Raw genomic sequence first — 13,217 nt, forward strand, 5'->3', positions numbered from 1 at the left:
AGGATGGTATTGATATGGCTACAATTTTATTTCTTGCTTATCTTGCATTTACCCTAATAGTGCTTTATCGCGATTTACACCCATTAATTTGGGAAATTGGCAGCGCTGTTTATTTGCTGGTAGCTACCTTTTTTATCGGTATGCATTGGTTTCCTGCAATTCTTATTTGGTTCGTTGTAATTGCGGCAGTATTAGTAATTCGTGTGGAATCCATTCGTTTTTCCATTAGTGATTTTCTATTTGCGCGTGTAGGCAAATCAATTCCAAAACTGTCAAAGACAGAAGAAGAGGCACTCAATGCCGGGGATACTTGGCTGGAACAAGATATCTTTACTGGCTCGCCCAATTGGGATAGGTTGGCTGGTATCTCAACAGAGTTAACTGAAGAAGAGCAAGCATTTATCAATAATGAAACACAAACCCTATGTGATATGCTTGATGAATGGCAAATCAGTCAGGCTGGTGATTTGCCTGAGAATGTATGGAACTTCATTAAAGAGAAAGGTTTTTTTGGTTTAGTCATTCCTAAAGAATATGGTGGCAAAGGATTTTCGGCGCGGGCTCATTCCGATGTCGTGATGAAAATTGCAAGCCGCTCTGGGGTTGCTGCAGTTACTGTGATGGTACCTAACTCCTTAGGCCCAGGAGAGCTCCTCAATTACTATGGTACTGACGAACAGAAAGCCCAGTATTTGCCTAATCTTGCTAAAGGTATTGATATCCCTTGCTTTGCATTGACAGAGCCTGGTGCTGGCAGCGATGCTACGTCTATTCAGTCTGAGGCTATTGTTACGAAAAGGAAAGTAGCTGATAAAACTGTTGTAGGTCTTAATATCACTTTAGATAAACGCTGGATAACCTTGGCGCCGGTGGCTACTTTAATAGGGCTTGCCGTTAATTTAAAAGACCCCGATGGTTTGCTAAATGGGGTCGGTGAGGAAGGAATTACCTGCCTACTCATCCCACGCGATACTGAAAACCTGGAAATAGGTAATCGTCATTTACCCGCGATGCAACCTTTTATGAATGGCACCCTTCGTGGCAAGAATATTTTTGTACCTTTGACTACCATCATTGGTGGCCAAAAAAATGCCGGTCGTGGTTGGCAGATGTTAGTGGAGTGCTTGTCTATTGGGCGTTCAATTTCTCTGCCAGCTCTGGGTGCTGCTTCTTCATCAATTTCTTACTTAACAGCAGGTGCATTTGCAAGAATTCGCCGACAATTTAATGTGGAAATCGGTCAGTTTGAGGGGATTGAAGAAAAACTTGCCGAAATTGCGGGCATAAATTATTTAGCTAATGCTACCCGTCTACTAACAGTTGCAGCCGTTAATGAGCATAAAAAACCTTCCGTGGCTTCTGCTATTACTAAATACTTTAATACCGAGTTTGGACGAATAACGATTAATAATGCAATGGATATTCACGCGGGTCGTTCAGTAGTGGTGGGCCCCCGCAATTACTTATCCAGTTATTATCTGGGAGTCCCTGTTTCTATCACAGTTGAAGGGGCAAATATCATGTCTCGTAACTTGCTCATTTTCGGGCAAGGCTCTATGGCATGCCATCCTTTTGTTCGCGATGAATTCTATGCTGTTTCGCAAGATGATAAGCTAGCTTTTCGTCAGTTAATTTGGCGACACATTAATTATTTCATGCGCAATTTTGCAAAAACTGTTTGTTCCGCATGGACGGGTGGTTTGTTCATATCCGCTCCTGACAATGAGTTAAAAAGAGAATATCAGCGCTTGGCACGTTTGAGTCATGCTTACGCATGGTTAGCTGATTTGTCTTTGATTTATTTGGGCGGAGATCTAAAGCGCAAAGAACGCTTATCAGCAAGATTAGCTGATGGCATGTCTTATCTTTACATGGCGATGGCAGCCCTACGGCATTATCAAAAAAATGATGTGCATGCGGATCAAAAGCTACATGCGAAATGGGCTGTAGGTTACTGTTTTTATCATGCCCAAAAAGCGATGATAGCTTTTTGTCAAAATTTTCCATCGAGACCTCTCGGGCTTTTAGTGCGTTTAATTGCTTTCCCGTTTGGGCAAACCATGCGTTATCCAAGTGATCGCCTAGATCATCAATTGGCTCAATTAATGATGTCTAATAACCATTATCGAGATGGAATAAAGAAGTTAATTTATCTCAGCGGCGATGCCAATCAACCAGTGGATAGAATGGAAGAGGCTTTACAACTTCTTATTAAGCATGGTGGGTTGTACAAGAAAATTGGCGATTTGAAACGCGTTAAATTTAGTGTGTTAAAGGAGCAATTGGCGGTTAAGGTTAGTAAGGGGGAATTAACCCAACAAGAAATGGATGCTTTAGTTGCTGTCGAAAGGGCGCGGTGGGATGCTATTCAAGTCGATGAGTTTTCTTTTGACTCCATGAAGAAAAAGTCATTTTCGTCAGTGACAGATACTTTGCCTAATCCTCTAGACAAGTAAGCATGTGCACAATACGTTGAGTCAAAGTATTGTGCAGTAAATTTTTACTTTCTCTTAACGATTTGTTAAATTTTTGACTATCTGGAGGATTTGTTAAGTTTGCTATAATCACTAAAGCTTAGGTAATAATCACTATTATGGCTTAGAGATTATCTGAATTGAGAGTATAAGCGATGCCCCGAATTAAACAAAAAATTATTCTACCCGATGCTGATGCATTAAAGAAAGGTAAAGAAGTAGCCAACACGGAAGAAGGTGCCAATTACTTGAGGGATCAATTTGAAGAAAGATTGAAAGCCGCAGGTAAATTTGAAGAAGCGCAACCTGCTGTTGCCAATATACGGGATCATGCTGAGATGGTACGTATGCAGCGGGAAACGACAAACGATTTTTGGTCAGGTAAGGCAATGCCACTCTCCGATTTTCAAAACTTCCAGCATAATATTGCGGACAATGTGGCAAAAAAACTTACCTCTCAAGTCGAAGGCTCCATTAAAGTTGATTTTGCAATCAGTGACAAGGCCCATTTGATGGTGGGGCACTCAATAAATGGACAGCCTGCTGACAAAGAAGTTATTCATGCTATGGATAAATTGCTTAATACTCAATTTGCAGAAAATAACATGATTAGTAAGAGTAGTGTCATCTATGAAGGAGACGAGAAGGGACAAATTCGTCGAAATTCAAAAGGAGAGCCTATTCTCGCTGATGTTGAGAAAGCAAAACAAGTAGTGAAGGATTCGGCTGAGAAATTTGAACAATTATTCCAAAAAGCCGGCAAGGAAATCCACGTTACTACTCAAGAACATAAGTATACGGAACCAAAAGCTGCTAAAGCAGAGGCAGTCGAGAGTGCTCCAGCTGCAGTTACTCCCGAAACGCCTGAAACCCCTTCAACAGGACCTTCGGCACCTGGTTAATCAATAGATAGGGTATTGGCAATTGCTAGTCGTTCAGGTGAGCCAATATCCATCCATAATCCTTGGTAAAGTTCTCCCATAACTAAATTCTTTTCGGTTAAATGACGTATCAGAGGGATTACAGAATATCTTCCTGCTTTGCATTCGCGAAATGCATGGGGATGGTAGCAGGCAATTCCGGGAAAAGTATAAATTCTTTCATGATTAGTTAAGTATTGATTGTTCAGACCGAAGTCGCCTTGGCTATTATGCTTGGGGTTTGGAACTAATATAAGTTTAGCCATTGCATGGTCTGGTAGTGTCAATGAATTGAAATCATAATCAGTGAAAATATCAGCATTCACTGTCAAAAAAGGTGTATCACCTAATAAAGGCAGAGCATTATAAATTCCTCCTCCAGTTTCAAGCCCTCCAGGTGGTTCAGGTGCATAGCAAAGCTCAATGTTCCACTTTCTACCATTGCCTAAATGGCGACGGATCTGTCCGCCTAAATGAGCATGATTAATCACTATCCGCTCAAAACCACAATGAGCAAGTTTTTCCATGTGATATTCAATCAGGGGTTTCTTATGCACTTGGCATAATGCTTTGGGCAGAGTATCGGTAAGCGGTCGGAGGCGCTCTCCTCTACCTGCTGCTAAAATCATTGCTGCTTTCATGGTAAGCGAATCCGTTTTTGCATAAATTGATAAAAAGGCTCGAGTTCTTTATAACTTTCCAGACAGGCCATTACATAATGAAGAGTTAAAGGCAAATCCTTTAAATAGTTCGGTTTATTATCCCGCAAATGCAAGCGTGAGAAAACTCCCAATACTTTTAAATGCCTTTGTAGACCGCATAAATCAAAGGCATAAATAAAATTATCCAAGAGCCATTCTTTGGCTAATGAGGACTGTTTGTGGAATGTAGATAGCCATTCCATGACTTGCTCACGTGGCCACTGTATATAGCAATCTTTTAGAAGCGATACTAAATCATAGGTAAATGGGCCTATCATTGCATCTTGGAAATCAATAATCCCTAATTGAATTTCATCAGTTTCATTTAATAGCATGATATTGCGTGAATGATAATCACGATGAATAAGGACTTGAGGCTGCTGCGAAATTTTATCAGTTAGCCAAGCAAAAGTATCGGTTAAAAGGGTTTCTTCTTCAGCGTTGAGTTGAATTTTTAAATAAGTATGAAGAAACCATTCTTTAAAGGTATTTAATTCTTGCAACATGAATTGTTTATCAAAAGGCGGTAGTTTTGCAGTACTTGCTGGTGGGCAGTATTGCATCCGCATAATAATGTTCATAGCCGCACCGTACAGCTTGTTTGCTGTTTTTGGTGACAAATGTTTAAGTAGGAGTTCATCACCAAAGTCCTCCAAAATGGCAAAGCCAAGCGCTTTATCTAAGGCATGTACTTTGGGGCAATGTACTTCCAGACTAGAGAGTATTTCATTAACAGTCAAAAAAGGTTCCATGGCTTCTTTATCAGGTGGCGCATCCATAATGACCCGCGTTGTACCATTTAAATGTAGGCGGAAATAACGCCTAAAACTGGCATCACCAGCCAAGGGGCTGATAGAAAATGGAGCTGGGGCTAGGGTTTTTTCCAGCCATTTGTGAAGTGCGTTTTGCCGATTTTGCATGCTATACTCCCAAGCCATATTCTTACTATCATTGTTGAATTATTTTATGAACAATGTAAGTAAATTAATTACTGTGCACCTTGTGCATGTGCATCATAAGGTATTTTGGTGGCGCTGAACATTAGGTTTGATTCTATACCTCAAATAATTAATAAAATGATTTGCCATCGCTATGGGTTTGTCAGCAGTATTGCTGTAATCAGTATAGCTATTGGTATGTATCATGTTGCGAGCTATGCTTCTGATGTGATGGTTGTAGAGCCCGTGCAAGCCTGTGTTATAGCGCGCGATGTGGATTTAACAGATGCAATTCGTTCTCGATTTGCACAATGCTTGGGTTGGGAAGCACAACCTGCTCCAGCAATGTCAGTATGCCGAGGTTCCTATCGCTCTTTGCAGGTTACTCCCTTAGCTGATGTAGAGGCGGTGCAGATTACAGCAAGTGAAGTGTCTTTTTATAATGAAGGTCGTTCTCAACTTAGTGGTAATGTAGAAGTTCAACAGGCTGAGCGCGTTGTGAATGCTCAGACAGCTTACGTTTATCGTGATGCTAAATCAAATAAAGTAACTAAAATTGAACTACTGGGTGAGGTTCATTATCTGGAACCTGGGCGATTAATGATTGCCCGAAAAGCCACGATTAATCCTCAAGATAAATCGGGAAAAGTCGAGGATGTGTTATATCGCTTCAATTCCCAGCGTCCAGGGGCTATTTTGCCTGCCTGGGGAAGGGCAAGTTTTATCGAGCGCTTTGCAAATCAAGACTACTTCTTAAAACAAGCAACCTATAGCAATTGTGCCCCTGAAGATAGGGCGTGGCAAATTGAAGCAAACAGCATTACCTTGGACGACTCAGAATCGGTTGGTGTTGCGCGACATGCCAAGCTGCGGATTTATGATGTACCTGTTCTATATACCCCCTACTTGAGCTTCCCAACCTCGAAAGAGCGTAAATCTGGCTTTTTAATGCCGGTGATTGGCACTTCCAATGTTGGCGGTTTTGATTACGCACAACCTTACTATTGGAATATTGCTCCTAACTATGACGCAACCATTGTTCCTCATTACTACTCACTACGAGGATTAATGTTAGGGGGGCAATTTAGGTATCTAACTCCCCATTCATCTGGAGTCTTTAACGGGCGATTTTTACCCAATGATCATGCTTTTAAAAATTTTATTGCTGATAATCAAGCGCAATATCCGGTTTTGAAAAACCTCTCATTAGATAGATGGTCTGTCCAAGCCGTAGATAGTACTTGGCTTGCACCAAATTTGCATCTAGGAGTCAACTTTCAACAAGTCTCAGATGACTATTTTCTCCAGGATTTTAATAGCAATTTTGCTGTATTGACGGAGCGCCAATTATTGCGTGAAGGTAATTTAAGTTATACCACAGACCATTGGTTATTTCGTGGGATGCTACAAAGTTATCAAACCCTACATCCAGTGAATGAAACACCCATTTCGAATGTCTATCAACGTCTGCCGCAGCTCATGGCACATGGCTATTATGACGATTTGCTATTTAATGGCAATTTTTCGATATTAGGGCAATATGATCGATTTGTATGGCCTGATGACCCAGCACTTAAGTCTCTTAGAGTGGTTAATCGCCGCAGGATAGGCAAGCCTGAGGGGCCACGTTACCATTTAAATCCCGTGTTGGCTTTCCCTCAAATGAAGCCTTGGGGATTTTTGACGCCTTCAGTCGAGGTAGTAGAAAATTATTATGATGTAAGTAGAAATAACTATGCTTCATTAAATGACAGTAATCCGTTAAATAACTATGGTTTTCCTGTTACCGCTAAAACAGTTAACCAATATAACCGTACGATCCCGCGCTATGGCGTTGACAGTGGATTATTTTTTGAGCGTTCGACATCTTTCTTCGATAGGCCATTAACGCAAACTCTAGAACCGCGTCTTTATTATTTGTATGTCCCATTTTCAAATCAAACGCCAATCCCTGTATATGACTCAGGTTACATGATCTTTAATGTTGATCAGTTATTTCGTAAAAACCGGTTTTCAGGATTTGATAGAATTGGCGATACAAATCAACTATCTTATGCGGTTACTACACGTTGGCTATCTGATGAAACTGGTATGGAGAAAGCTAATTTCTCCATTGGACAAACTCGCTACTTCGCAGATAGGCGAGTGCAGCTTTGCCAAAACCCTGCTGGCACATGTCGTGACAATCCATTTACTTTAGGTTATTTATCACCTATCGCTGAGTACTCACCGATAGCATCCAGAGCAATGTATCATTTTAATTCTTCCTGGATTTTAACGGGCGATTATGTTTGGAATCCTTATGTTCATGCTACTAACAATGGGCGTTTGAATTTACATTATCAACCAGGTGCTAACCGGATTATTAATTTTGGTTACTCCTACCTTGTGAGTGGTGATATAACGCAAGTGGCTCGTAGCAGGGTTAACATTAGCCCGCTACATCAATTAACGCTCGCTTACGCCTGGCCTTTTACTGAAAGATGGAGCAGTTTGGGGGGATATAATTACAATATCAGTAAAGACTATCCCATGATGTCATTTTTAGGGATACAATATGATAGTTGCTGCTGGGCTTTGCGTTTAATAGGTGGACGTAGTTTCCAAAGCTTAAATACGAAATCGACAGCACAACCTACATACAATAATAATGTTTATTTGCAAATTTTATTAAAAGGCTTAGGTTCTGTAGGTAATAGTGACCCGGCAAGCACCATACATACTTATTTACCTACCTATTATGATAATTTTCATAATACTTAGGGTGTGTCCTCAATTACTTTTCTGGCTGCAAATTCGTCTAATTTGCGCCAATAAGAGATTGAGTTCGCTAAATAGGCTGGCTATTCGCCTCACTCAATCTCTTATTGGCGATAAATTATCCAAATTTTCGCTTCATAAAAGCAATTGAGGACACACCCTAGCTTTTTGATTTAAAATTCATCAAAGTTGCTTGTATTTTGAGTAAGAATGACCTAAATTGCCGGAAAAATTGAATAGAGGACATCGCATGCTAAAGCGGATTGCACTTTTAATGTTGTTGTTGCCAGCCTTTACTGTTGCAGGAGCGGCACAACCTTTAGACAAAGTAGTAGCTATTGTCAATGAAGGGGTAATTACTGAAAGCGAATTAAATACTCAAGTTGATCTTTTACGCCAGCAACTTGAAGCTAAACATATGCAATTACCTTCTGAAACTGTTTTGCGTAAACAAGTACTGCAACACCTAATTGACGTGGATTTGCAGTTACAGCTCGCGAAGCAAAATGACATTACTGTGGACAGTACAGATTTAAATGATGCAATTGGAAAAATTGCTGCAGCTAACAATCTGTCTATGACGCAGCTGCGTGAAGAGATTACTAAACAAGGACTGACCTGGCAAACGTACCGAGAAAACATTCGCAAAGAAATATTAATTAGTAGGCTGCAGCAAAAGGCAGTCGGTAAAGATATTAATGTTTCGCCAGCTCAAGTTGAGGACTATTTAAAAACAGCGCAAGATGATAAAAGTCAATTAACTTATCATCTGCAAAACATTGTTATCCCTGTACCTGAAGAGCCTACTACTGAACAATTGAACAAAGCTCGCGTAAAAGCCAAAGAGTTACTAAGCAAGATTAAAAGTGGTACTGATTTTAATCAACTTGCCATTGCGGAATCGAGTGGGGAGTTTGCATTAGAGGGCGGAGATTTAGGGGAGCGTCATCTTGCAGAGCTTCCTGAACTCTTTGCCAAAGAGGTTGTTAATATGAAACCTGGCCAAGTGGTCGGACCATTGAGAACAGGCAATGGGCTCCAATTAATTAAGCTCATCACTATTGGTGGAAGCGATCAACATCATGAAGTGACAAAAACTCATGTACGCCATATCTTGTTAAAGCCTGATGCCAGTATGACTTCAGAAGAAGCAAACAGGCAAGCTTACAATTTATATCAACAGCTTAAATCAGGAAAAGACTTTGCCCTAATGGCAAAGCAATATTCGTTAGATGCTGCAAGTTCTGTGAAGGGCGGTGATCTTGGTTGGGTTAATCCGGGAGAGCTCGTACCAGAGTTTGAGAAAGCAATGGATGCTTTGCCCCTGCATAAAATTAGTAAGCCAGTAAAAACTGTTTTTGGATGGCATTTAATTGAAGTGCTTGAACGTAAAAAAATAGATGATTCAAAATCATTTAAGCGACAACAAGTTCGCCAGTTCTTACAGCAGCGTAAATTTACTGAGGCTGTGCAGAATTGGCAGCAACATATACGTTCCAGTGCTTACATCAATATAATGGATAAGGATTTGGCATGAAACCACTACTTGTCAGTAGTGGTGAACCTGCGGGGGTAGGACCTGATTTATGTCTTGCCCTTGCCGATTATGAATTACCCATCGTTGTTCTTGGTGATAAAGATTTACTCAAACAAAGAGCGCAAGAGCTAAAGCGGCAACTGGTATTTTCTGACTATCAGCCTAATGTACCATTAACAATTCGTCGTGATCATCTAACAGTACTTTCTATTCCTTGTTCTGCTAAGGTGATAACAGGACAATTGAATCCACAAAATTCCTCTTATGTTATTGATATGTTAACGATGGCTGCGGATAGATGTTTGCAAGGGGAGTTTGCAGGTCTTGTTACAGCACCTGTCCATAAAGCTGTGATCAATCAAGCTGGTATTGCTTTTACAGGACATACGGAATTCTTAGCCCATTATTGTAAGGCTGAGACTGTTGTGATGATGTTGGCTTGTGATGCAATGAAAGTTGCTTTGGTTACTACACATCTTCCCTTAAGAGCAGTCGCTGATGCTCTTTCAATTTCGACAATTACTCAAGTGATTAGACAAGTTAATCAAACGTTACAAGATGATTTTGCTATTAGCAATCCTTGCCTCTATGTTGCCGGTCTAAACCCACATGCAGGAGAAGGAGGGTACTTAGGTCGTGAAGAAATTGAAATTGTAACGCCTGCAATAGTTGCTTTAAAAAAAGAGGGTGTCAATGTTCATGGCCCATTCCCAGCTGATACGTTATTTACCCCACGTAACTTAAATCAATGTGATGCTTTTATTGCGATGTATCATGATCAAGGTTTACCTGTTCTAAAATATGCAGGTTTTGGCTCTGCCGTCAATGTGACATTGGGATTACCTATGATAAGAACATCCGTTGATCATGGTACGGCACTGGAGTTAGCCGGCACTGGTTTGGCCGAGATAGGTAGTCTTTTTGCTGCCGTTAAGATGGCTCAATCTATGGCAATAATAAAGGAAAATAAACATGCCCATCGTTAGCTTGGTTGCGGCAATGGATGAAAATTATGGTTTGGGGAAAGATAATCAGCTACTTTGTCATCTCCCAGCAGATCTTAAGCATTTCAAAGCGATTACTATGGGGAAGCCAATTATCATGGGGAAAAATACATTCGATTCAATTGGGAAACCTCTCCCTGGACGCCGAAATATTGTTTTAAGTCGTCAGATAAAAGCTATTGAAGGTGTTGAAGTCGTTGATTCTTTAAATAAAGCGGTAGTTATTGCAGAAGCTCCTGAAGTTATGATTATTGGTGGAGCAAGTATCTATGAACAGGCAATTTCTATTGCTTCACAACTTTATTTGACAGTGATTCATCATCGATTCTCCGCAGATGTTTTTTTCCCTAAATTTGATCCTAGGCAGTGGGTAGTTAAAAGCGAGAATTTTTATTCGAAAGATGAAAAAAATCGTTATGATATGACTTTTTATCATTACCAACGTAGCTGAACAGACTGTCGTTAGAGTTGAAAGGTCGATAATGCAAATAAGTTATCTCTAGTTTAAGTTAGAGCTCAGCACTTTATTTTGAAAGATTAAATGCCAGGAGACCTGGCATTTTTAGTAATAGAAAAATTAAATTTTACTCTAATTACATTGAATGTGGTTAAACCCATCAATACGGCAATTTCTGCCACAGGCAATTTCATTGAAACTGTTGATTACGCAATTTTCACCACGATGGTTGGCGCAGGCTACCTTCAATGGCGTTTTGACACAGCCATAACCACAAGCAATATGCCCAAAATTATCAGAGACACATTGCTGATCAGGCGCAGGAGCACATGCAACGTTATTGATAGATTTCACACAATTATAACCGCATGCTGTATTCCCGAAAGGACCTTGTAAACATTGTTGATTAGCTTGGCTGGAGTGGCCATGATGTTGTGGGTTATGAGATTGCACGTTAGCTTGTTGATGTCCATGATATTGCCTGTTTCTTCCATAAGTAGCCAGGATACGATAGCTATCTGTTATGATTTCTTGGCCACCATAAGAAATATTACAATGATTATATCCAGGCCAGGTTTTGCCAGGTTGCTTACTTCCTTTAAAGTCAACTTGACACAGGAATAGAGGATTCCCATTGGTATCTCGCCCTATCGTGACAGCTGCCCCTCCATAAGGTGACCAATAATTTTTACGGAACATACTTTGTGAGGGAACTTCAAATTGATCCACGACATATTCTTTTCCACCATAAGGGACATTACAGTGACCATATCCTGGCCAAGTTTTACCAGGCTGTGTGCTATTAAATAGTCTGGCAAGGCATAAATACAAAGGCTTGCCATCGGTATCGGATCCAGTGCGAAATGCATTTGCTAAAGGATAACTGCCATGATCATGGGAATGGGCATTAGGTGCGCTCCAGGCTATGGGTAAGAAAAAAGATATTATAAGGAAATAAATAATACGCATTAGACAATCCTCGATGACAGTGTTAATAATTTGCGCACATAGCATAGCCTAACATTTAGACAAAGTTCAATGTACTAGCACTCAGTGATTTCATTCGTTACTATAAGGCGCTACATCTTAAAGGAAAAAAAATGGGCGATTTATCCCGTGGTAGAATAAAAATTAAAGGGTTTAATGATGCTGAGCTTGAATTTCAATTGATGCGCCAACTAGGCTCTAGTGCTTACGGTGGAGCGTCTGTGGGAGAATGTTTTGCCATCATTAATGAAATGAAGAATGAGAATCCTGACTCTTGGGTAAGGGCTTTTACAAAATGGGGGCATCTGCAACTGCAAGATGCTAATAGCAGAGCAGAAAAACAACATCGAATAAGCGCTTACGAGCAATATTTGAAAGCCAGCAATTCCTTCCGTGCGGCGGAATACTATAGTCCTTGTCAATTAGAAGAGCATCGAAAACTTGGTTTGCTATCGCGCGATTGTTTTCAAAAAGCGATGAAAAATAGTGACTACCATTTTGAGTCCCATATTTTTGAATTGGAGGGTGAAAAGATTCCTGCATACTTCATCTGTCCGAATAAAAGTAATTCTCAGAAAACTATGATTGTTGTGAGTGGTTTTGACGGTACTCTCGAGGAAGAATATTGCATGCGTGGTATTGCCGGACTACAAAGAGGATACAACATCATTTTAATGGCCGGTCCAGGGCAAATGGATACACTAAGGCTGAATAACCGATCTTATTTTAAACCAGATTATGAAAAGCCTTTATCTCTAGTAATTGATAATTTTATAAACAGAAAAGAAGTTGATTCGAACAGGCTTGGACTTTGTGGTATTAGCTTCGGTGGTTATTTTGCAACAAGGGCTGCGTGTTATGAACCTCGAATTAAAGCATTAATAGCAAATTCGCCTATAATCGATCTTTATGCTTATATGAGTGCATTTAGTGGTATCGACCCCTTAAATGACATTCCTGATGCTGAAGATTTTTCTGTTGCTGATATAGAGTCTTTCTCTGAGCAAGAGATGCCGCAACAGCTTAAAACGCAAACGGAGAGTTTAATTACACGTTTTGGACAGAAAACATTTAAAACAACGTTTAGATACTTACAGAAATTTAAGGTTGAAACAGTACTCGATCAGATTAATTGCCCTGCTCTGGCATTAATCGGTGAGGCAGAGGGGCAAGAGCCAGAGAGGCAAAGTCAGATTTTTGTTGAAAAAACCAATGCTGCAGAATATCGCTTTGGCGATTCCACAGGTGCGAGTATGCATTGTCAGGTGGCTAACCCCAGTTTCTCCAATGCCATAATGTATGATTGGTTGGATGAGGTATTCAGCTAATTAAAGATTTTCAAAATAAAATAAAAAAAGTGTTTGACAAGGAAGTGTAGATGAGTAGAATACGCATCACGCCTTCGGGGCGGGTTCATTAAGAAGAGAGAAGACAAACTG

General features: G+C 40.3%; 10 protein-coding genes. 7 read left to right on the forward strand and 3 right to left on the reverse strand.

Annotated elements, in window-relative coordinates; all coding sequences use genetic code 11:
- Positions 1 to 14: 14 nt before the first annotated feature.
- Complete coding sequence (locus Lbru_RS01575) at positions 15 to 2,456, forward strand: acyl-CoA dehydrogenase (RefSeq protein WP_058440421.1); 2,442 nt, start codon at positions 15 to 17, stop codon at positions 2,454 to 2,456.
- 173 nt (positions 2,457 to 2,629) lie between these two features.
- A complete protein-coding gene (locus tag Lbru_RS01580) occupies positions 2,630 to 3,376 on the forward strand; it encodes a hypothetical protein (protein WP_058440422.1) in 747 nt (248 codons plus the stop codon).
- On the opposite strand, the gene murU is transcribed toward Lbru_RS01580, so the two are convergent.
- Together murU and Lbru_RS01590 are read right to left on the reverse strand one after the other, a co-directional pair.
- Positions 3,373 to 4,035 carry an N-acetylmuramate alpha-1-phosphate uridylyltransferase MurU gene (gene murU / locus Lbru_RS01585; protein WP_058440423.1) on the reverse strand — a complete coding sequence of 221 codons (663 nt, stop codon included), beginning with the start codon at positions 4,033 to 4,035 and terminating at the stop codon, positions 3,373 to 3,375. The two genes, Lbru_RS01580 and murU, sit on opposite strands and share 4 nt — an antisense overlap.
- Entirely contained in the window at positions 4,032 to 5,015 is a 984-nt protein-coding gene (locus Lbru_RS01590) for an aminoglycoside phosphotransferase family protein (protein WP_058440442.1), read from the reverse strand. The genes murU and Lbru_RS01590 overlap by 4 nt, the downstream gene beginning before the upstream one ends.
- Positions 5,016 to 5,231: 216 nt before the next feature.
- Between Lbru_RS01590 and Lbru_RS01595 the strand changes: the two genes are divergently transcribed.
- The 4 genes from Lbru_RS01595 (at position 5,232) to Lbru_RS01610 (ending at position 10,785) form a co-directional block, all read left to right on the forward strand.
- Positions 5,232 to 7,796 carry an LPS-assembly protein LptD gene (locus tag Lbru_RS01595; RefSeq protein ID WP_238583803.1) on the forward strand — a complete coding sequence of 855 codons (2,565 nt, stop codon included), beginning with the start codon at positions 5,232 to 5,234 and terminating at the stop codon, positions 7,794 to 7,796.
- A gap of 247 nt (positions 7,797 to 8,043) precedes the next feature.
- Positions 8,044 to 9,330: a peptidylprolyl isomerase gene (locus Lbru_RS01600; RefSeq protein WP_058440424.1), complete on the forward strand. Its 1,287-nt coding sequence runs from the start codon at positions 8,044 to 8,046 to the stop codon at positions 9,328 to 9,330.
- Complete coding sequence (pdxA, locus tag Lbru_RS01605) at positions 9,327 to 10,316, forward strand: 4-hydroxythreonine-4-phosphate dehydrogenase PdxA (RefSeq protein ID WP_058440425.1); 990 nt, start codon at positions 9,327 to 9,329, stop codon at positions 10,314 to 10,316. Before Lbru_RS01600 ends, pdxA begins: the two co-directional genes overlap by 4 nt.
- Complete coding sequence (locus tag Lbru_RS01610) at positions 10,303 to 10,785, forward strand: dihydrofolate reductase (RefSeq protein ID WP_058440426.1); 483 nt, start codon at positions 10,303 to 10,305, stop codon at positions 10,783 to 10,785. The genes pdxA and Lbru_RS01610 overlap by 14 nt, the downstream gene beginning before the upstream one ends.
- A gap of 138 nt (positions 10,786 to 10,923) precedes the next feature.
- Here the strand turns inward: Lbru_RS01610 and Lbru_RS16555 are convergent, their stop codons facing one another.
- Positions 10,924 to 11,760: a DUF3421 domain-containing protein gene (locus Lbru_RS16555; RefSeq protein WP_065235406.1), complete on the reverse strand. Its 837-nt coding sequence runs from the start codon at positions 11,758 to 11,760 to the stop codon at positions 10,924 to 10,926.
- Positions 11,761 to 11,891: 131 nt separating this feature from the next.
- Between Lbru_RS16555 and Lbru_RS01620 the strand changes: the two genes are divergently transcribed.
- Positions 11,892 to 13,106, forward strand: a complete 1,215-nt coding sequence (locus Lbru_RS01620; RefSeq protein ID WP_058440427.1) for an alpha/beta hydrolase family protein — start codon at positions 11,892 to 11,894, stop codon at positions 13,104 to 13,106.
- The last annotated feature ends 111 nt before the right edge of the window (positions 13,107 to 13,217 follow it).

Source organism: Legionella brunensis (assembly GCF_001467025.1).
GTDB lineage: Bacteria > Pseudomonadota > Gammaproteobacteria > Legionellales > Legionellaceae > Tatlockia > Tatlockia brunensis.

Excerpts from the sequence above, each read along its gene's own strand:
- Lbru_RS01575 (WP_058440421.1), top strand. The coding sequence starts at position 15 with ATGGCTACAATTTTATTTCTTGCTTATCTTGCATTTACCCTAATAGTG.
- Lbru_RS01580 (WP_058440422.1), top strand. The coding sequence starts at position 2,630 with ATGCCCCGAATTAAACAAAAAATTATTCTACCCGATGCTGATGCATTA.
- murU (WP_058440423.1), bottom strand. The coding sequence starts at position 4,035 with ATGAAAGCAGCAATGATTTTAGCAGCAGGTAGAGGAGAGCGCCTCCGA.
- Lbru_RS01590 (WP_058440442.1), bottom strand. The coding sequence starts at position 5,015 with ATGCAAAATCGGCAAAACGCACTTCACAAATGGCTGGAAAAAACCCTA.
- Lbru_RS01595 (WP_238583803.1), top strand. The coding sequence starts at position 5,232 with ATGTATCATGTTGCGAGCTATGCTTCTGATGTGATGGTTGTAGAGCCC.
- Lbru_RS01600 (WP_058440424.1), top strand. The coding sequence starts at position 8,044 with ATGCTAAAGCGGATTGCACTTTTAATGTTGTTGTTGCCAGCCTTTACT.
- pdxA (WP_058440425.1), top strand. The coding sequence starts at position 9,327 with ATGAAACCACTACTTGTCAGTAGTGGTGAACCTGCGGGGGTAGGACCT.
- Lbru_RS01610 (WP_058440426.1), top strand. The coding sequence starts at position 10,303 with ATGCCCATCGTTAGCTTGGTTGCGGCAATGGATGAAAATTATGGTTTG.
- Lbru_RS16555 (WP_065235406.1), bottom strand. The coding sequence starts at position 11,760 with ATGCGTATTATTTATTTCCTTATAATATCTTTTTTCTTACCCATAGCC.
- Lbru_RS01620 (WP_058440427.1), top strand. The coding sequence starts at position 11,892 with ATGGGCGATTTATCCCGTGGTAGAATAAAAATTAAAGGGTTTAATGAT.